Genomic DNA, 18,939 nt, shown 5'->3' with positions numbered 1-18,939 from the left:
GAGCCTTGCAGCCGCCTGCAACGCCCCCGCGAGGACTGGTCGTTACCGCCCGCACCCTGCCGACCGGCCGGGAAGCCGCAGCCCACAGCGCTGTCAAGCGCGGCAGTGGCAACGGTAAGGACACGCAGAAGTAACGATCGCCGGGGCTTGCAGAAATTTTCCGCAAGGTCTTTCGGCGCCTTTCCAACGCTGTTACGTTCCTGGCAACCCGGCGCCGCCATCCAGAGCGGCCAGCAGGAGGCACCTCCTCGTCTCCCCTTGATTCCGGGATCAGTTGAAGGAGTTCACATGCGGCGTGGCATTGCGGCCACCGGGCTGATCGCGGCCCTGGCCCTGACAGCGGCAGCGTGCGGGGGCGACGACGAAGGCGGCGGCGGCAGCAAGGGCGGGAAGCTCTCCGGCACCGTCACCTTCTGGGACACCTCGAACGACGCCGAGAAGGGCGCGTACGAGAAGATCGCCAAGGGCTTCGAGAAGCTGCACCCGGACGTCGAGGTCGACTATGTGAACGTCCCGTTCGGCGAGGCCAACGCCAAGTTCAAGAACGCCGCGGGCGGCAACTCCGGTGCCCCCGACGTGATGCGCACCGAGGTCGCCTGGACCCAGGACTTCGCCTCGCTCGGCTACCTCGCCCCGCTCGACGGCACCGTCGCGCTCGACAAGCCGGACGACTACCTCCCGCAGGCCGCGGCGAGCACGAAGTTCAAGGGCAAGACCTACGCCGCGCCGCAGACCATCGATACCCTCGCGCTCTTCTACAACAAGAAGATGCTCAAGGCCGCCGGGGTCGACGTGCCGAAGTCCTTCGACGAGGTGAAGTCCGCCGCGAAGAAGATCAGGTCGAAGTCCGGCAGGACGGGCCTCTACCTGCGCGGCGACGACCCGTACTACTACCTCCCGTACCTCTACGGAGAGGGCGGCGACCTCCTGGACACCAAGAGCAAGAAGGTCACCGTCGACGACCCCGAGGGCGCCAAGGCGTTCTCGGTGATGAAGGACCTGGTCGACTCCAAGTCCGCGGTCACCGACGCGAGCGACGGCTACAACAACCAGCTCAACGCCTTCAAGGACGGCGACGTCGCGATGGCGCTCGACGGCCCGTGGTCCATCGAAGGCGCCCTGAAGGGCAAGGAGTTCAAGGCCGACAAGGGCAACCTCGGTGTCGCCCCGGCCCCGGCGGGCAGCGCGCGCCAGGGTGCTCCGCAGGGCGGCTGGAACCTCGCCGCGTACGCCGGTTCCGGGAACCTCGACGCCTCGTACGCGTTCATCAAGTACATGAGCTCCGCCAAGGTGCAGCAGCAGACCACCGAGCAGCTGAGCCTGCTGCCGACCCGCACCTCCGTCTACGACGTGAAGTCCGTCAAGGACAACCAGATGGTGCAGTTCTTCAAGCCCGCCGTGGCCAAGTCCGTGCAGCGGCCGTGGATCCCGGAGGCCAACGCGCTCTTCGAGCCGATCCGCCTGCAGCTGGAGAAGGTGCTGAGCGGCAAGTCCTCGCCCGAACAGGGCGCCAAGGGCATCGGTGACGCCTACCGCAAGCTCCTCAAGGGCTACAAGTAAGAGGAAGGGCAGACCGACCCATGGCTGTCGAGACCGGCCGGTCGGTGGCGAAGGCCGCGGATGCCAGGAGCATCCGCGGCCGCGGCCACCGCCCCGCCAAGAACCCGGGACGGCTGCGCAGGGCGCTGGCCACCCACTGGTACGCGTGGGCCATGGTCGCCCCCGTGGTGATCGTGATCGGCGTGATCGTCGGCTACCCCCTGGTGCGGGGCCTGTACCTGTCCACGACGAACGCCGACGAGGCGAACGTCGAGCGGCACATCGGCGTCAACGACATCCCGGCCACGTACAAGGCCGTCGGTCTCGACAACTACGCGTCGATCCTGTCCGACGGCGTCTTCTGGGACCGCCTCACCTGGACCGTGGTGTGGACCGTCTCCTGCGTCGCCCTCTCCTTCGTGCTCGGGCTCGCGCTCGCCACGATGCTCAACCGCAAGCTGGCGGGGCGCTCCTTCTACCGGATGGCGCTGATCCTGCCGTGGGCGGTGCCGGCCTTCGTCTCGGTCTTCACCTGGCGGCTGCTCTTCAACGAGAAGAAGGGCATCCTCAACAAGATCCTCGAAGGCGGCGGCATCGACGCGGTCCCGTGGCTCAACGACCCCACCTGGGCGAAGCTCTCGGTGATCACCGTCAACGTCTGGCTCGGCGTGCCGTTCATGCTCGTGGCCATGCTCGGCGGCCTGCAGTCCATCCCGGGCGAGCTGTACGAGGCGGCCGAGATGGACGGCGCCGGCGCCTGGCAGCGCTTCCGGCACATCACGCTGCCGGGGCTGCGCTCCGTCGCCAGTACGGTGATCCTGATCAGCGGCATCTGGACGTTCAACATGTTCCCGGTGATCTTCCTGCTGACCAGGGGCGGACCGGGAGACGCCACCGAGATCCTGGTGACGTACGCCTACCGGCTCTCGTTCGTCGTCAGCCCCCGCGACTTCGCGGGCTCCGCGGCCTGGGGCGTGCTCATCCTGGCCCTCCTGTCGATCATCGCGGTGGCCTACCGCCGCGCGCTCCGCAAGCAGGGAGAGGTGTGGTGACCACCGTGCCGACCGAAACCGAGAAGCCGACCGAAACCGAGCAGCCGACCGGAATGGGCGACAAGAAGAAGCGCGGGCCCAGGGGGCGCGACGAGCGCGGGCCACTGGCCTCGGTCGCCCTGCACCTCACCCTGCTGCTTGCCAGTGCGATCGCCGTGGGGCCTCCGCTGTGGCTCCTGGTCACCTCGTTCAAGCCGGAGAGCGAGGCCTTCTCCACCGACCTGGTGAAGGACTTCACCTTCGGCAACTACGACCACGTCCTGAACGACACCGAGTTCCCGAACTGGCTCCTCAACTCCGTGATCGTGGTGGGCCTGACGACGGTGATCGGCGTCTTCATCGCCGCCACCACCGGGTACGCGGTGAGCCGTTTCAAGTTCCCCGGCATGCGGCCGCTGATGTGGCTGCTCCTGATCACCCAGATGTTCCCGGTCGCGGTGCTCATCGTGCCGCTGTACAACCTCCTCGCCAACCTGGGCCTGCTCAACCAGCCCATCGGCCTCGTCGTCACGTATCTGACGATCGCCGTGCCGTTCTGCGCCTGGATGATGAAGGGGTACTTCGACACCATCCCCGTCGAGATCGACGAGGCGGGCCGGGTGGACGGGCTCAACCCGTTCGGCACCTTCTGGCGGCTCATCGTGCCGCTCGCCAAGCCGGGCCTCGCCGTCACCGGGTTCTACAGCTTCATCACCGGCTGGGCCGAGGTCGCCTACGCCTCCGCCTTCATGACCGGCGAGGAGAACCTCACGCTCGCCGGCGGGCTGCAGACCTTCGTCAACCAGTACACCAGCGACTGGGGTTCGCTCACGGCGGCCGCCGTCATCGTCGCGGTGCCCGCCGCGATCATCTTCGGCTTCGCCCAGCGCCACCTCGTCTCCGGCCTGACGGCGGGCGCGACGAAGTCCTGAGGCGTTCCGCCGCCCCCACCACACACGATCCCCAGGGAAGACATGACCCAGCATCTCGCTGCCCCTGCCGCCCCCACCACCGACACCCACCCGGACTGGTGGCGCGGCGCGGTGATCTACCAGGTGTATCCGCGCAGCTTCGCCGACGGCAACGGCGACGGCATGGGCGACCTGGCAGGCATCCGCAGCCGGCTGCCGTACCTCAGGGACCTCGGCGTCGACGCCGTCTGGCTCAGCCCGTTCTACGCATCCCCGCAGGCCGACGCCGGTTACGACGTCGCCGACTACCGGGCCATCGACCCCGTGTTCGGCAACCTCCTGGACGCCGACGCGGTCATCCGCGACGCCCACGAGCTGGGCCTGCGCATCATCGTGGACCTGGTGCCCAACCACTCCTCCGACCGCCACGACTGGTTCCGGCGCGCGCTGGACGAGGGGCCGGGGTCCCCGCTGCGGGAGCGCTACCACTTCCGCCCCGGCAAGGGCGCCGACGGTCAACTCCCCCCCAATGACTGGGAGTCCATCTTCGGCGGGCCCGCCTGGACCAGGGTGCCCGACGGCGAGTGGTACCTGCACCTCTTCGCGCCCGAGCAGCCCGACTTCAACTGGGACCACCCCGCCGTCCAGGACGAGTTCCGCTCCATCCTGCGCTTCTGGCTCGACATGGGCGTCGACGGCTTCCGCGTCGACGTGGCGCACGGCCTGGTCAAGGAGGCGGGCCTCCCCGACATCGGCAGCCGCGACCAGCTCAAGCTGCTCGGCAACGATGTCATGCCGTTCTTCGACCAGGACGGCGTGCACGAGATCTACCGCAGCTGGCGGCGGGTCCTCGAGGAGTACGAGGGTGCCCGCATCCTCGTCGCGGAGGCGTGGACCCCGACCGTCGAACGCTCCGCCCACTACGTGCGTCCCGACGAGATGCACCAGGCCTTCAACTTCCAGTACCTCGGCACCTCGTGGGACGCCGCCGAGCTGCGCCAGGTCATCGACGCGTCGCTGGCCGCGATGCGTCCCGTGGGCGCGCCCGCCACCTGGGTGCTCTCCAACCACGACGTGACCCGGCACGCCACGCGCCTCGCCAACCCGCCCGGCCTGGGCACTCAGCTGCGGACGGCGGGCGACCGTGCCCTCGGCCTGCGCCGCGCCCGCGCCGCGACCCTCCTGATGCTCGCCCTGCCCGGCTCCGCGTACGTGTACCAGGGCGAGGAGCTCGGCCTGCCCGACGTCACCGACCTGCCCGACGAGGCCCGCCAGGACCCGTCGTTCATCCGCGCCGAGGGGCAGGACGGCTTCAGGGACGGCTGCCGGGTGCCGATTCCGTGGACCACCGACGGGTCGTCGTACGGCTTCGGGACGGGCGGCAGCTGGCTGCCGCAGCCCGCCGACTGGGGCAAGCTGAGTGTGCAGGCGCAGACCGGTGACCCGGGCTCGACCCTGGAGCTGTACCGCAGCGCGCTCGCCGTGCGCCGCGCGGAGCCGGGGCTCGGCGCGGGCGGGGCGATCGAGTGGCTGGACGCCCCCGAAGGCGTGCTCGTGTTCGCCCGGCCGGGCTTCGTGTGCACGGTCAACACCACCGCCGAGGCCGTACGGATCCCGGCCCCCGGCAGTGTCCTGCTCGCCGTCGAGGAGACGGAGGTCGTCGAAGGGACCGTGCGGCTGCCCGCCGACACCACCGTCTGGTGGGCGGTGTGACGCTCCCTGCCACGCCGCGGGACGCCCACCGGGGCGGCCCGCGGCTCCTGGACATCGCGGCCCAGGCGGGCGTCAGCGAGGCCACCGCGAGCCGGGTGCTCAACGGCAAGGCGGGGGTGGCGACGGGCACCCGGCGCCGGGTCCTCGCCGCCCTCGACGTCCTCGGCTACGAGCGACCCACCCGGCTCAAGCGCCGCAGCGCCGGTCTGGTCGGCCTGGTCATCCCCGAGCTCACCAACCCGATCTTCCCCGCCTTCGCGCAGGTCATCGAGCAGGTCCTGGCCGGGCACGGCTACACCCCGATGCTCTGTACGCAGATGCCGGGCGGCGCCACCGAGGACGAGCTGGTCGAGCAGTTGGAGGACCGCGGCGTCAGCGGCATCATCTTCCTGTCGGGGCTGCACGCCGACCTCACGGCCGACCCCGCGCGCTACCGCGAACTGGCCCACCGCAACGTTCCGTTCGTCCTCGTCAACGGCTACAACGAGGGCATCCCCGGCTCCTTCGTGTCGCCCGACGACCGCTCGGCCGCGCGGATGGCGGTGCGCCACCTCGTCGACCTGGGACACGAGCGGATCGGCCTGGCCATCGGCCCGACCCGGTACGTTCCCTCGCTGCGCAAGGCGGAGGGGTTCACCGCGGCGCTGCACAGCATGCTCGGTGTGGCGCCGGAGGACGCCGAACGGCTCGTGCGGCGCACCCTGTTCACCGTCGAGGGCGGGCAGGCCGCGGCCGGGGCCCTGCTCGACCTGGGATGCACGGCGATGGTCTGCGGCAGCGACCTGATGGCGCTCGGCGCCGTGCGGACGGTGCGCGAGCGCGGCCTCACCGTGCCCGGCGACGTCTCCGTGGTCGGCTTCGACGACTCGCAGCTCATCGCCTTCACCGACCCACCGCTGACCACCGTCCGCCAGCCCGTGCAGGCGATGGCGGCCGCCGCGGTGGGCGCCCTCCTTGAAGAGATCGCCGGAAACCCGGTGCAGCGCACGGAGTTCGTGTTCCAGCCCGAGCTGGTGGTGCGTGGGTCCACCGGGGTGTGTCCAGAGGGTTGACCCCGCGTGGGGGGCGCCATACGGTCCAACCCGCAACAACTTGTGCTGTCTTGCTGCAAGCACTTGCTGCAGGTTCCCCCAACGCGCAGGAGGTACTCATGACCGGCCGGATCGTCAAGCGCCGCAAGCTCGTCGCGACCGCGGTCGCCCTGGTGGCGGGGGTGGCGGGCAGCCTCGTCGCCGGAGCCCCCGGCGCCCAGGCCGCCCCGCCCGGCGCCAAGGACGTCACCGCCGTCCTCTTCGAGTGGAACTTCGCGTCGGTGGCCAGGGCCTGTACGGACCGACTCGGCCCGGACGGCTACGGATACGTCCAGGTGTCGCCACCCCAGGAGCGCGTCAAGGGTGACGCCTGGTGGGCCGCGTACCAGCCCGTCAGCTACCGGATCGGCACCCGGCTGGGCGACCGCGCCGCGTTCAGGAACATGGTCGGCACCTGTCACTCCGCCGGGGTCAAGGTCGTCGCCGACGCCGTGATCAACCACATGACGAACGCCTCAGGGACCGGCTCCGCGGGCTCGTCCTTCTCCAAGTACGACTACCCCGGCACGTACTCGGTCGCCGACATGGACGACTGCAAGAGCGACATCAGCAACTACCGGGATCGCTGGAACGTCCAGCACTGCGAACTGGGCGGCCTGGCCGACCTCGACACCGGCGAGGAGTACGTGCGCGGCCGCATCGCCACGTACCTGAACGACCTCCTCTCGCTCGGTGTGGACGGCTTCCGCGTCGACGCGGCCAAGCACATGCCCGTCGACGACCTGAAGAACATCAAGTCGCGGCTGAGCAACCCCGGCGTCTACTGGAAGCAGGAGACCCTGTACGGCGCGGGCGAGGCGGTCTCCCCGAGCGAGTACACCGGCACCGGCGATCCCCAGGAGTTCCGTTACGCCTGGGACCTCAAGCGCGTCTTCAACAACGAGAAGCTCTCCTACCTCAAGAACTTCGGCGAAGGCTGGGGGTACATGCCGAGCGGCACGTCCTCGGTCTTCGTCACCAACCACGACACCGAGCGCCACGGCCAGACCCTCAGCTACAAGGACGGCGCCAACTACACCCTCGCGCACGTCTTCATGCTGGCCTGGCCCTACGGGTCCCCCGACGTCCACTCCGGCTACGAATTCAGCAATACCGACGCCGGATCGCCCAACGGGGGCCAGGTGAAGGGCTGTTACAGCGACGGCTGGAAGTGCCAGCACGCCTGGCCGGAGATCCGCAGCATGGTCAAGTTCCGCAATGCCGCGGGCCGTTCGGCGGTCACCAACTGGTGGGACAACGGCAACAACACCATAGCTTTCGGCCGCGGCGACAAAGCGTACGTCGTCATCAACCACGAGGGCTCCGCCGTCGACCGCACCTTCCAGACCTCCCTCACGGGCGGCACGTACTGCGACGTGCAGAGCGGAAGGAAGGTCACCGTGGACGGCTCGGGCCGGTTCACCGCCTCGGTCGCCCCGAATACCGCCCTCGCGCTGCACACCGGCGCCAAGGGCTGCTGACCCGCCCCTTCAGATTCCCTCGCCCCAAGGAGAATGTCCCGTGACCGGCTCCCCGCGCCGCACCGCCGTGACCGTGGCGGTCGCCCTGCTCGCCGCCACCGTGCCCCTGACCACGGCGGCGGCCCTGCCGCCCGCCCCGGCGCGGTCCGCGGCGGCGGGGCAAGCCGACGTCCCGGACCTTGCGGCATCGCGGGCCCAGTGGATCGACCGGAACACCCTCGCCTGGGACACTGGCACGGAGGGCACGCACACACTTCTGTACGCGCCCCACGGCGGCCTCACCGTCAAGGACGGCGACATCGGCGGGACGGCCCACCGACTGCGCCTCACCCCGGCGGGCGGCGGCCTCACCGACACCCAGAAGGCCAAGTACCCGCACCTCAAGGACTACGCCGCCTTCACCGTCGCCCCCCGGGACCGCGCCCGGATCCGCGCGGCCCTCACCGGCCAGCTCGTCGCCGCAGCGCGCTCCGCCGACGGCACTTTGCGCGCCGCCACCGGCGTGCAGACCCAAGGCGTCCTCGACGACCTGTACGGCTCCGCCGCCACCCGGGCCACCCTGGGCCCGCGGTTCGAGCACGGCCGCACCACCCTCTCCGTCTGGGCCCCCACCGCGCAGCGCGTCTCCCTCGACATCGGCGGCCGCACCGTCCCGATGCACCGCGACCGCGCTTCCGGGGTCTGGTCGGTGACCGGCCCGGGGAGCTGGTCGGGCAAGGCCTACCGGTACGTCGTCAAGGTGTGGGCGCCGAGCGTCCGTAGGGTCGTCACCAACCAGGTCACCGACCCCTACTCGACCGCCCTCACCAGCGACTCCGCGCGCAGCCTCGCCGTCGACCTCGGTGACCCGGCGCTCGCGCCCGAGGGATGGTCCACGCTCCGCAAGCCGAGGGCGACCCCGCTGCGCGACGCGCAGATCCAGGAGCTGCACATCCGCGACTTCTCCGTCGAGGACCGCACGTCGGCCCACCGCGGCACGTACCTCGCGTTCACCGACAGGAATTCCGACGGCATGCGGCACCTGCGCCGTCTCGCCCGCGCCGGGACGTCGTACGTGCACCTGCTGCCCGCCTTCGACTTCGGCACCGTCCCCGAGCGCGCGTCCGACCGGCCCGCCCCCGACTGCGACCTGCCGTCGTACGCCCCCGACTCCGAAGAACAGCAGGCTTGCGTCTCCAGGGGTGCCGCCAAGGACGCGTACAACTGGGGCTACGACCCGCTGCACTACACCGTCCCGGAAGGCTCGTACGCGAGCGACCCCGAGGGCACCGGCCGCACGGTCGAGTTCCGCAGGATGGTGCAGGGTCTGAACGGCTCGGGCCTGCGCACGGTGATGGACGTCGTCTACAACCACACCGTCGCGAGCGGCCAGGCCGACAAGTCCGTCCTCGACAAGATCGTGCCCGGCTACTACCAGCGCCTCGCGGCCGACGGCACGGTCGCCACCTCCACCTGCTGCGCCAACACGGCCCCCGAGAACGCCATGATGGGCAAGCTCGTCGTCGACTCGATCGTCACCTGGGCTAGGGAGTACAAGGTCGACGGCTTCCGCTTCGACCTGATGGGCCACCATCCCAAGGCGAACATCCTCGCCGTCCGCAGAGCCCTCGACGCGCTGACCGTGAAGAAGGACGGCGTCGACGGGAAGAGCATCGTCCTGTACGGCGAGGGGTGGAACTTCGGCGAGGTCGCCGACGACGCCCGTTTCGTGCAGGCCACGCAGAAGAACATGGCGGGCACCGGCGTCGCGACCTTCTCCGACCGGTCCCGCGACGCGCTGCGCGGCGGCGGTCCCTTCGACGGCGACCCGGGCGTGCAGGGCTTCGCCACCGGCCTGTACACCGACCCCAACTCATCGAAGGCGAACGGCACCCCGGCCGAACAGAAGGCCCGCCTCCTCCACTACCAGGACCTCATCAAGGTCGGCCTGACGGGCAACCTCGCGGGCTTCCGCTTCACCGACTCGGCGGGCCGCGAGGTCAGGGGTTCCGAGGTCGACTACAACGGGGCGCCCGCCGGATACGCGGCGGCCCCCGGCGACGCCGTCTCCTACGCGGACGCGCACGACAACGAATCGCTGTACGACGCGCTCGTCTTCAAACTGCCCCGCGGCACGACGGCGGCCGACCGCGCCCGTATGCAGGTCCTCGCGATGGCGACCGCCTCCCTCTCCCAGGGCCCGGCGCTCTCCCAGGCCGGCACGGACCTGCTGCGCTCGAAGTCCCTCGACCGGAACTCCTTCGACAGCGGTGACTGGTTCAACGCGATCCACTGGAACTGCCGGGCGGGCAACGGCTTCGGCCGCGGGTTGCCCCCGGCCGCGGACAACAAGGACAAGTGGCCTTATGCCAAGCCCTTGTTGGCGTCCTCGGGAATCTCGGCCCCCGGTTGTGCGGAGATCAACGGCGCGTCGGCCGCGTACCAGGACCTGCTGAAAATACGGACGACCGAGCCCGCGTTCTCGCTGGCGACGGGCGGGCAGGTCCAGTCGGCGCTCTCCTTCCCGCTGTCCGGCACCGCGGCCGAGACGCCGGGTGTCATCACCATGAGGCTGGGCGACCTCGTGGTCGTGTTCAACGCGTCCCCGCGGGAGCAGCGGCAGCGCGTCGCCTCCGTCGAGGCGACGCGCTATGCCCTGCACGGGGTGCAGGCCTCCGGCGCCGACCGGACCGTCAAGTCGGCGACGTATGAGCGGAGTTCGGGCACCTTCACCGTCCCCGCGCGAACGGTGGCTGTCTTCAAGGCCGACCGGTGAGCCGTCAGCCGGGGAGAGCCGTCAGCCGGTGAGCCGCTTGAAGTTGTCCCCGAAGGTCCAGCCCTTCGACCCGTCCCAGTTGATGGACCAGGTCATCAGGCCCTTCAGGGCGCCGCTGTAGCGGTTCCAGGCCTGGGACACCAGGCTCGGGGACATGTAGCCGCCGCCGGCGCCCGGCTGGGCGGGGAGGCCGGGGACCTGCTTGTCGTAGGGGACCTTGATGGTGGTGCCCTGGATGACCAGGCCCTTGTTGAGGCAGTCGGTCTGGGCGGTGAAGCCCTGGACGGTGCCCGCGGAGTAGGAGTCGCCGGAGCAGCCGTACATGCTGCCGTTGTAGTACTGCATGTTGAGCCACCACAGGCGGCCGTTGTCGGCGTACTTCTTGACGATGGGCAGGTAGGCGCCCCAGATCGAGCCGTACACGACGCTGCCGCCGGTGACGTACGCCGTCTCGGGGGCCATGGTCAGGCCGAAGTTCGCGGGCATCTTCGCCAGCACGCCGTCGATGATGCGGATGAGGTTGGACTGCGAGGCGGAGAGCTGGTTGATGTTGCCGCTGCCCACGAGGCCGGTCTCGATGTCGATGTCGATGCCGTCGAAGTTGTACTTCTTGAGGATCGGCACGATCGTCTCGACGAAGCGGTCGGCGACGCTGCTCGAACTGAGGTCGATCCCGGCCGCGGCCCCGCCGATGGACATGAGGATGGTGGCGCCGTCCGCCTTGGCCTGGCACATCTCGGCGGGGGTGGCGACCTTCACCGTCGCGTCCATCCCGTCCTCCCACAGGACGGTGCCGTCCGAGCGGATCACGGGGAACGCCGCGTTGATCACGTTGTAGCCGTGCTGCTTCATGCGGCTGTCGGTGATGGGGGTCCAGCCGAAGGGCGGGTGCACGCCGTTGGACGCGCCGTCCCAGTTCTCCCAGTATCCCTGGAGCACCTTGCCCGCGGGCTTCGACTTGACCGCGCAGGTGTCGGCGCGGGGCGCGGCGGGGGCCGCGGCGGCGGCCGGTAGTTGGGCGACACAGGCCAGCGCGATGGCCGACCCCAGCAGGCGTAACGTCCGACCGAACACGCTGGGCTCCTTGGCTGCGAGGGGGGAGGGGAGGAGGGGAGGGGACGGGGGAGGAGGAGACGTGCGGGGTGCGAGGCGTCACGCTAGGCAGGTCCGGACCAGCCGTCAATAGGTCTGTACCAAAGGGGGGTTGGAGGCTCGGTGGTGCGTGCGTGGCCGTCAGCCGTCCACCGGAAGTCCTTGCGGTTCCTTGATCCGCTTCATGATGATCTGGGAGTTGACCTCGGTGACGCCCGCGAGCGCCGTGAGCCGCTCGATCCAGAGGCGCTCGTACGCCGCCAGGTCCGCGACGGCGATGCGCAGCAGGCAGCCGGGGCTCCCGAACAGGCGATACGCCTCGATGACGTCCGGGATGCCCTCAAGGGCGGCCTCGAACGCCTCGACCGTCTCGCGGTCGCGCCGCACCTCGATGGAGACAAGGACCTCGAACCCCCGGCCGACCGCCTCCGGGGCGACGACCGCGCGGTACCCCTGGATCACGCCGTCCAGTTCCAGCTGGCGCACCCGCCGCATGCAGGGCGACGGGCTGAGGCCGACCCGCGCGGCGAGCTCCTGATTGGTCAGGCGGCCGTCGTTCTGTAGTTCGCGCAAGATATTGCGGTCGATCTCGTCCATGGCGCAATTATCCACCACTTGTATGCCTAGCACGCCGGATCTTGGCAAACACATTGCGTAATGTTCGACCTATCCTTGCGTGGGACCGTCCACCGCTCGGGGGGCCCGTGGTCCGCAGGATTCCTGGGAGGTACGCAGACGTGGAAGCACAGGCGCGACGGGTCGTCGTCATCAGCACCGGCGGGACGATCGCGAGCCGCTGGCAGGGGACCGGCTTCGCCGCCGACGCCCCCGGCCGCGAGGTGCTCGCCACCGCCTCCATACCCCACGGCATAGCCTCCGAGGTCATCGACCTGTTCAACGTGAACAGCCCGCGCCTCACCTCCGCCCAGCAGCTCACCCTGCTGCGCACCGTGCGCGAGGTGTTCGCCGACCCCGGCGTCGACGGCATCGTCGTCACCCACGGCACGGACACCCTCGAAGAGTCCGCGTACCTGCTCGACCTGCACCACGACGACCCCCGCCCGGTCGTCTTCACCGGCGCCCAGAAGCCGCTCGGCGCCGAGGATGGCGACGGGCCCGGCAACCTCTACGACGCGCTGCTCACCGCCGCCACCGTCCGTGACCTCGGCGTCCTGGTCGTCTTCGACGGCAAGGTGCACGCCGCGCGCGGCACCGTGAAGACCCAGACCCTCGCGGCCGACGCCTTCGCCGACCCTTCCGGGCCGCCCGTCGGCAAGGTGGGCTTCGGCAAGGTCTCGATACTGCACCGCCCGGCACGCCCCGAGCCGCTGCCCCTGCCCGCCGCCGTCCCGACCGGATCCCTGCCGCGCATCGACATGGTCATGCACCACGTCGACGCCGACCCGCTGTTCCTGGAGACCGCGGTCGAGGCGGGCGCCCAGGGCATCGTGCTCGTCGCCACCGGCGCGGGCAACGCCACGCCCGAGTTCGTCACCGCCGTCACGGCCGCCATCGAGCGCGGCGTCGTGGTCGCCCTGACCACCCGCGTACAGGGCGGTCCCGTCACCGAGATCTACACGCACGGCGGCGCCGTCGACCTCTCGGCCGCGGGCGCGGTTCTGGCCGGTACGCTGCGCGCGGGTCAGGCACGCACCGCCCTGCTCGCCGCTCTTCTCTCCGCCACCGGACCGGCCGAGCGCACGGCTCAGCTGCGGCGCATCGTCGGGGAGCCCGCACCTTCCGTCACGGGCGGCGCCGCCGGCCGGGCGGCCTGAGGCTCCCGCCTCGAAGGACCGGTCAGAGGACCGATCAGAAGTCTGCGGACCGGCTGTGGCCGGTCGCGCAGTTCCCCGCGCCCCGTCATGGGGCGCCCCGCGCCGGAAGAGAACAGCAGCACCATGAGCCCCGCCCCCGCCCCCGTCCTCACCTCCACCCCTGCCCTGCGCCGCGAGCACGACCTGCTCGGTGACCGGGACGTCCCCGCCGACGCCTACTGGGGCATCCACTCCCTGCGTGCCACGGAGAACTTCCCCATCACGGGCATCCCCATCTCCGTGTACCCGCAGCTGATCAACGCGCTCGCCGCCGTCAAGGAGGCCGCCGCCCGCGCCAACGAGGAGCTGGGGCTGCTCCCGAAGGCCAAGGCCGACGCGATCGCCGCGGCCTGCCGGGAGATCCGCGAGGGACGCCTGCACGACCAGTTCGTCGTCGACGTCATCCAGGGCGGCGCGGGCACCTCCACCAACATGAACGCCAACGAGGTCGTCGCCAACCGGGCGCTGGAGCTCCTCGGCCACCCCAAGGGCGCGTACGAACACCTGCACCCCAACGAGGACGTCAACCTCAGCCAGTCCACCAACGACGTCTACCCGACCGCCGTGAAGGTCGCGACGATCAGCGCGGTGCACGGGCTGCTGCGCGCGATGTCGATCGTGCAGGACGCGTTCGCGGCGAAGGCGCTGGAGTTCCGTGACGTCCTGAAGATGGGGCGTACGCAGCTCCAGGACGCCGTGCCGATGACGCTCGGCCAGGAGTTCTCCGCGTACGCGGTGATGCTCGACGAGGACCGCATGCGGCTCGCCGAAGCCGTCGAGCTGATCCACGAGATCAACCTCGGTGCCACCGCCATCGGCACGGGCCTCAACGCCCCCGCGGGGTACGCCGAGACGGCCCGCCGCCACCTCGCCGAGATCACCGGCATGCCCCTGGTGACCGCCGCCAACCTGGTCGAGGCGACGCAGGACTGCGGGGCCTTCGTGCATCTGTCCGGCGTTCTGAAGCGGATCGCGGTCAAGCTCTCCAAGAGCTGCAACGACTTGCGGCTGCTTTCGTCGGGGCCGCGCGCGGGGTTCAACGAGATCAACCTGCCGCCGGTGCAGGCCGGTTCGAGCATCATGCCGGGCAAGGTCAACCCGGTCATTCCCGAGGTCGTCAACCAGGTCGCCTTCGAGGTGATCGGCAACGACGTCACCATCACCATGGCGGCGGAGGCGGGCCAGCTGCAGCTCAACGCCTTCGAGCCGATCATCCTGCACTCGCTGGCGAAGAGCATCACCTCGCTGCGGGCGGCCTGCGAAACGCTCGCCTCGCGGTGTGTGGCGGGCATCACCGCCAACACGGAGGTGCTGCGCCACTCCGTGGAGACGTCCATCGGCCTGGTCACCGCGCTCAACCCGCACATCGGCTACACGGCAGCCACGGAAATCGCGCGGGAGGCGCTCAGTACGGGGCGGGGCGTCGCCGAACTCGTCCTGGAGAAGGGGCTGTTGCCGCCGGATCGGCTCGCCGAGCTGCTGACCCCCGAGCGGGTGGCCGGGGCGGGTGGCCGGGGCGCGTGAGCGGTTCCGCGCGTGCCTGACGAGGCCGTCCCTGACGGGGCCGTGCCTGACGGGGCCGTCCCTGACGAGGCCATCCCTAACGGGGCGTCAGTACGTCCAGTGCCGCCTGCGCCGTGAACTCGGCCTGCCCGCCCCGGAAGAGCAGTTCCGCCTTCGTGAACGCCGGGTCGTCGGCGTGGGCGGCCACGTAGGGGATCGCCACACAGCGCATCCCGGCCGCGTGCGCCGCCAGCGCGCCCGGTGCCGCGTCCTCGAAGACGACGCAGTCCGCGGGCTCCGCGCCGAGCAGCGCGGCTGCCGCGAGGAACACGTCGGGCGCGGGCTTGCCGCGCGGGACCTCTTCCGCGGAGACGAACGTGGTCAGCCGGGCGGCCAGGCCCGTGCCGGTCAGGATGGCCTCGATGGCCGCGCGGGAGGACCCGGACGCCACGGCCATCGGCACCCCCGCGTCGTGCAGGTGCTCGACGAGCCCCCGCATCTCCGGGTAGACGGGGGTCGCCGCGCGGGCCAGCGCCAGATAGCGGCGGTCGAGGTCGGCGAGGAGCTCGGCCACCGGCGCCTCGATCCCGTACTCCCGCTTCCACAGCGCGAGCGTCTCGTGGGAGCTGATGCCGACGTACTGCTCGTTGTCGGCCCAGGTGTACTCACGGCCCGTGAGGTCGGCGAGCAGGGCCCGCGAGGCTTCGTAATAGTTGGGCTCGCTGTCCACGAGGGTGCCGTCGAGGTCGAAGACGACCGAGGTCCTGCCGAAGGTGCTCATGGCCTCCAGCATGCCAAACGGCCTGGTCATCCCGGTCCGGCGGCCGACCTGCCCACCGACTCGACCAGCGGGAGCAGCCGGTGCGGCACCCGCTCCCGCAGCGCCATCTCGGTCCGGGTGCGCACCACGCCCGGCAGATTGATCAACTGCTGGACGACGTCTTCGAGGTGGCCGTTGTCCCGGGCCGCGACCCGGGTGAGCAGATCGCCGCTGCCCGTGATCGAATGCGCCTCGATGATCTCGGGCACGGCGGCCAGCGCGTCCCCCACCTCGTCCAGATGCCCCTGCGTGACCTCGATGTGCACGAACGCGAGCACGGGGTGACCGAGCGCCGCGGGGGAGAGGAACGGCCCGGTACCGGTGATCACACCGTCGCGCTCCATGCGGTCGAGCCGGGCCTGCAGGGTGCCGCGGGCGATACCGAGCACGCGCGCGTACTCGCGCAGACTGGTGCGTGGCTGCTCCAGGAGCAGCCGCAGGATCCGGGTGTCGAGTGCGTCGACGGTCATGGCGCGAGGTTCTCCCAGGTGAGCGGGGCCGATCGCAGGCGACTGTAGCCGCTGCTCGTCCGGGCGGGGCGGCAGTTCCCCGGGCGTGTGCCGTCCCCGCCCGACGGTCGTGCTACTTGGGGGTGACCCAGACCTGTCGCTTGTTCGTGTTCGCCGAGTGCAGTTGGATCTTCGTGCTGTTGGCGGTGGAGCCGCCCGTCACGTCGAGGACCTTGCCGGAGGCTACGTGCGCGATCTGGCCCTTCGCGTTCACCGACCAGCGCTGGGACGCGCCGCCGTGGCAGTCGGAGAGGGTGATCTTGTTGCCGTTGGTGCTGAGGTTGCGGTAGTTGTCCAGGCACTTGCCGAGCGCCCGGAACGTGCCGTCCTTCTGCAGGATCCACGACTGCGCCACACCGCCGTTGCAGGCGTAGAGCTGGATCTGCGTGCCGTTGGCCGCCTTGCCGCCCTTGACGTCGAGGCACTTGCTGCCGATGCCGGTCACCTTGCCCTGCGGGGGGAGGGCCGCGCCGCCGCCGCGCGCCAGGTAGCGCAGGCCCTGCATGTCGAACTGCTGGACATAGGTGCCCGCGCGCTTGTCCTGGTAGGCGGTGGTCGGCGTGCACATCACCGGGAACTCGCCGGAGTCCGTGCCCTTGACGCAGTCGCCGCGCGTCGCGCTGCGGTTGGCGTGCGTGAGGCCCATCGTGTGCCCGAGCTCGTGGCTGATGTGGTTGCGCATGTACGTTTCGCCCATGGAGGGCGCGGGCTTGCCGTCGGCGGTGAAGAACTCGTCGTCGATGTACGCGTGCCCGCTGGTCACCGTGTCGGGGACGGACGCGGAGTAGAGGCCACAGCTCAAGTTCTTGCTGCCGGATCCGTCACGGACGATCTTCCAGCCCGTGGAGCCGCCGTCCGCGGGCGGCACGCACGGACGCTTCAGCAGTCCGACGATGATCTCGCCCTTGGGCCTCACGTAGTCCCAGCCGACCGGGGCGGTGTCCACGGTGATGGGCAGGTTCGTCACGCGGTGCAGCTCCGCCGCCGACCGCTTCACGTAGGGGGCCAGCCAGTCCGCGGCCCTCTTGTCGTAGAACTTGATGGTGTAGCCGGTGCCGAGGTACTTGGACTGGCCGCCCGACTTCCAGCCCTCGCCGTGCGGGGCTGCGGCGGCGGCCCGCCTCGACGAGGCCGCGGAGGGCGCGGAGGGTGCGGACGGCGCCGGGGGAGCCGTCTTCAGGCTCATGACCCCGTTCTCGAACGCCGTGCCGTCCGCGCCGGAGGAACCGAAGTCGTCCGTCTCGGCGTGGGCCGCGGGGGCCGCGGCCGCCTGCGTGGTCTGCGGCTCCTTGCCGTCGGTGTCGTCGGTGCCGAACGCGGCCGGCGACAGCTGTATCCCCGCCACGACGGCCGCCGCCGCACCCACCGCGGCCATCGTGATGCGGCGCTTGCGCGCGCCGCGCTTCCGTATGGAACTCAAGTCCCCGTTGTCCTCTCACTGAACAGCAATGTGCCGAACAGATGATAGGGGCGAAGTGCCGGGGTCGCTGTGCCAGTTGGGGTCCGGAGAGGCCCGTGGCGGCTGTGGAGGCGGCGGCGGGTTCAGCCTGCCGACAGCTGCGCGGTCGACCCGCGTACGACGAGTTCGGGCTCGAAGAGCAGCTCGCCGGGGTGGGCCTGATTGCCCTGGATCTGGGTGCAGAGCAGGTCGACCGCCGCGCGGCCCATCGCCTCGATGGGCTGGCGCACCGTCGACAGGGGCGGCTCCGTACACGTCATGAACGCCGAGTCGTCGTACCCGACGACCGAGACGTCGGTGGGGACGGAGAGACCTCGGCGGCGGGCCGCCCTGATGGCGCCCAGCGCGAGCGGGTCGCTCCCACAGACGATGCCGGTGACTCCGCGCCCCAGCAGGCGCGTGGCGGCGGCCTGGCCGCCCTCCAACGAGAAGATCGACCGCTCCACGAACTCGTCGGCCAGTCGCATGCCCGCCGCTTTCGCGACGAGCCGCGCGGCTTCGAGCTTGCGACGGGACGGGACGTGGTCGGGCGGGCCGAGCAGCAGACCGATCCGCTCGTGCCCCAGCGAGGCGAGATGGCGCCAGGCCTGTTCGACGGCGACGGCGTCGTCGCACGCGACGCAGGGGAAGTCGAGGCCCTCGATCGACGCGTTGATGAGGACGACCGGGATCTTCCGCTCCGCCAGCTGGTGGTAGTGGTCGTGGGGGGCGTCGGCCTCCGAGAAGAAGCCGCCCGCGAAGACGACGCCGGAGACCTGCTGCTGGAGCAGGAGCTCCACGTAGTCGGCCTCGGAGACGCCGCCCCTGGTCTGGGTGCAGAGCACGGGCGTGAGCCCCTGCTGGGCCAGGGCGCCGCCGATGACCTCGGCGAACGCGGGGAATATCGGGTTCTGCAGCTCCGGAAGGACGAGGCCGACGAGCCGGGCGCGCTCGCCGCGCAGTTGCGTCGGCCGCTCGTAACCGAGGACGTCGAGCGCCGTCAGCACGGACTGTCGTGTCGCTGCGGAGACTCCGGGCTTGTCGTTGAGGACACGGCTGACCGTGGCCTCGCTCACCCCCACCTTCTTCGCAACTTGAGCAAGTCGTCGCGTCATATGCGCAACCATATAGCAAGCCCCGCAAGCCAGTTACGGTCCTGTGCGCCACTTTCTTCAGTGAGTTGTTGAGGTGTTGCGGACGGACTGTGCGGAGGGGAGGGGGCGGGGAGGGAGCGCCTCCTGCTTACCCCCTCCCCTCCGCTTC

At 70.4% G+C, this 18,939-nt stretch carries 14 protein-coding genes and 1 pseudogene; 9 read left to right on the top strand and 6 right to left on the bottom strand.

The genetic code is table 11. The features are described from left to right. The first annotated feature begins 288 nt into the window (after nt 1–288). From ABZ953_RS33530 to pulA, 7 genes and pseudogenes are all read left to right on the top strand, one after another. Nucleotides 289–1,560 (top strand): extracellular solute-binding protein, encoded by a 1,272-nt coding sequence (locus ABZ953_RS33530; protein WP_361732110.1) that lies wholly within the window; start codon nt 289–291, stop codon nt 1,558–1,560. Between the two features lie 20 nt (nt 1,561–1,580). Continuing rightward, complete coding sequence (locus tag ABZ953_RS33525; protein WP_361732107.1) at nt 1,581–2,591, top strand: sugar ABC transporter permease; 1,011 nt, start codon at nt 1,581–1,583, stop codon at nt 2,589–2,591. 53 nt (nt 2,592–2,644) lie between these two features. Then, nucleotides 2,645–3,502 carry a carbohydrate ABC transporter permease gene (locus ABZ953_RS33520; protein ID WP_361732196.1) on the top strand — a complete coding sequence of 286 codons (858 nt, stop codon included), beginning with the start codon at nt 2,645–2,647 and terminating at the stop codon, nt 3,500–3,502. Between the two features lie 42 nt (nt 3,503–3,544). Next, nucleotides 3,545–5,194: a glycoside hydrolase family 13 protein gene (locus tag ABZ953_RS33515; protein WP_361732104.1), complete on the top strand. Its 1,650-nt coding sequence runs from the start codon at nt 3,545–3,547 to the stop codon at nt 5,192–5,194. Next, nucleotides 5,191–6,246 (top strand): LacI family DNA-binding transcriptional regulator, encoded by a 1,056-nt coding sequence (locus ABZ953_RS33510; protein WP_361732101.1) that lies wholly within the window; start codon nt 5,191–5,193, stop codon nt 6,244–6,246. Before ABZ953_RS33515 ends, ABZ953_RS33510 begins: the two co-directional genes overlap by 4 nt. Nucleotides 6,247–6,344: 98 nt before the next feature. After that, a pseudogene (locus ABZ953_RS33505) lies at nt 6,345–7,742 on the top strand (alpha-amylase family protein); the annotation flags it as partial. 43 nt (nt 7,743–7,785) lie between these two features. After that, nucleotides 7,786–10,500: a pullulanase-type alpha-1,6-glucosidase gene (gene pulA / locus ABZ953_RS33500; RefSeq protein WP_361732098.1), complete on the top strand. Its 2,715-nt coding sequence runs from the start codon at nt 7,786–7,788 to the stop codon at nt 10,498–10,500. A 21-nt stretch (nt 10,501–10,521) separates the two neighbouring features. On the opposite strand, the gene ABZ953_RS33495 is transcribed toward pulA, so the two are convergent. Together ABZ953_RS33495 and ABZ953_RS33490 are read right to left on the bottom strand one after the other, a co-directional pair. After that, nucleotides 10,522–11,574 carry a chitinase gene (locus tag ABZ953_RS33495; RefSeq protein ID WP_361732095.1) on the bottom strand — a complete coding sequence of 351 codons (1,053 nt, stop codon included), beginning with the start codon at nt 11,572–11,574 and terminating at the stop codon, nt 10,522–10,524. Nucleotides 11,575–11,733: 159 nt separating this feature from the next. After that, nucleotides 11,734–12,189 carry an Lrp/AsnC family transcriptional regulator gene (locus tag ABZ953_RS33490; protein WP_361732092.1) on the bottom strand — a complete coding sequence of 152 codons (456 nt, stop codon included), beginning with the start codon at nt 12,187–12,189 and terminating at the stop codon, nt 11,734–11,736. 140 nt (nt 12,190–12,329) lie between these two features. Between ABZ953_RS33490 and ABZ953_RS33485 the strand changes: the two genes are divergently transcribed. Beyond that, the gene (locus ABZ953_RS33485; protein ID WP_361732089.1) at nt 12,330–13,367 is read left to right on the top strand and encodes an asparaginase; all 1,038 of its coding nucleotides are present in this window, start codon (nt 12,330–12,332) and stop codon (nt 13,365–13,367) included. 123 nt (nt 13,368–13,490) lie between these two features. Next, nucleotides 13,491–14,930: an aspartate ammonia-lyase gene (gene aspA, locus ABZ953_RS33480; protein ID WP_361732086.1), complete on the top strand. Its 1,440-nt coding sequence runs from the start codon at nt 13,491–13,493 to the stop codon at nt 14,928–14,930. A gap of 76 nt (nt 14,931–15,006) precedes the next feature. Here the strand turns inward: aspA and ABZ953_RS33475 are convergent, their stop codons facing one another. The 4 genes from ABZ953_RS33475 to ABZ953_RS33460 form a co-directional block, all read right to left on the bottom strand. Continuing rightward, nucleotides 15,007–15,690, bottom strand: a complete 684-nt coding sequence (locus ABZ953_RS33475; RefSeq protein ID WP_361732084.1) for an HAD family phosphatase — start codon at nt 15,688–15,690, stop codon at nt 15,007–15,009. Between the two features lie 26 nt (nt 15,691–15,716). Then, nucleotides 15,717–16,199: an Lrp/AsnC family transcriptional regulator gene (locus tag ABZ953_RS33470; RefSeq protein WP_361732081.1), complete on the bottom strand. Its 483-nt coding sequence runs from the start codon at nt 16,197–16,199 to the stop codon at nt 15,717–15,719. Nucleotides 16,200–16,311: 112 nt separating this feature from the next. Continuing rightward, complete coding sequence (locus tag ABZ953_RS33465) at nt 16,312–17,658, bottom strand: ricin-type beta-trefoil lectin domain protein (RefSeq protein ID WP_361732078.1); 1,347 nt, start codon at nt 17,656–17,658, stop codon at nt 16,312–16,314. Nucleotides 17,659–17,780: 122 nt separating this feature from the next. After that, entirely contained in the window at nt 17,781–18,791 is a 1,011-nt protein-coding gene (locus ABZ953_RS33460) for a LacI family DNA-binding transcriptional regulator (protein WP_361732075.1), read from the bottom strand. Nucleotides 18,792–18,939: the final 148 nt, after the last annotated feature.

The organism is Streptomyces sp. NPDC046465 (genome assembly GCF_040646035.1).
Taxonomy (GTDB): domain Bacteria; phylum Actinomycetota; class Actinomycetes; order Streptomycetales; family Streptomycetaceae; genus Streptomyces.
This window is presented reverse-complemented; position numbering and strand designations above follow the sequence as displayed.

Bases quoted from the DNA above. Each gene is read 5' to 3' on its own strand.
- aspA (WP_361732086.1), top strand. From the start codon at position 13,491: ATGAGCCCCGCCCCCGCCCCCGTCCTCACCTCCACCCCTGCCCTGCGC.
- ABZ953_RS33490 (WP_361732092.1), bottom strand. From the start codon at position 12,189: ATGGACGAGATCGACCGCAATATCTTGCGCGAACTACAGAACGACGGC.
- ABZ953_RS33515 (WP_361732104.1), top strand. From the start codon at position 3,545: ATGACCCAGCATCTCGCTGCCCCTGCCGCCCCCACCACCGACACCCAC.
- ABZ953_RS33530 (WP_361732110.1), top strand. From the start codon at position 289: ATGCGGCGTGGCATTGCGGCCACCGGGCTGATCGCGGCCCTGGCCCTG.
- ABZ953_RS33525 (WP_361732107.1), top strand. From the start codon at position 1,581: ATGGCTGTCGAGACCGGCCGGTCGGTGGCGAAGGCCGCGGATGCCAGG.
- ABZ953_RS33470 (WP_361732081.1), bottom strand. From the start codon at position 16,199: ATGACCGTCGACGCACTCGACACCCGGATCCTGCGGCTGCTCCTGGAG.
- ABZ953_RS33460 (WP_361732075.1), bottom strand. From the start codon at position 18,791: ATGACGCGACGACTTGCTCAAGTTGCGAAGAAGGTGGGGGTGAGCGAG.
- ABZ953_RS33475 (WP_361732084.1), bottom strand. From the start codon at position 15,690: ATGAGCACCTTCGGCAGGACCTCGGTCGTCTTCGACCTCGACGGCACC.
- ABZ953_RS33520 (WP_361732196.1), top strand. From the start codon at position 2,645: ATGGGCGACAAGAAGAAGCGCGGGCCCAGGGGGCGCGACGAGCGCGGG.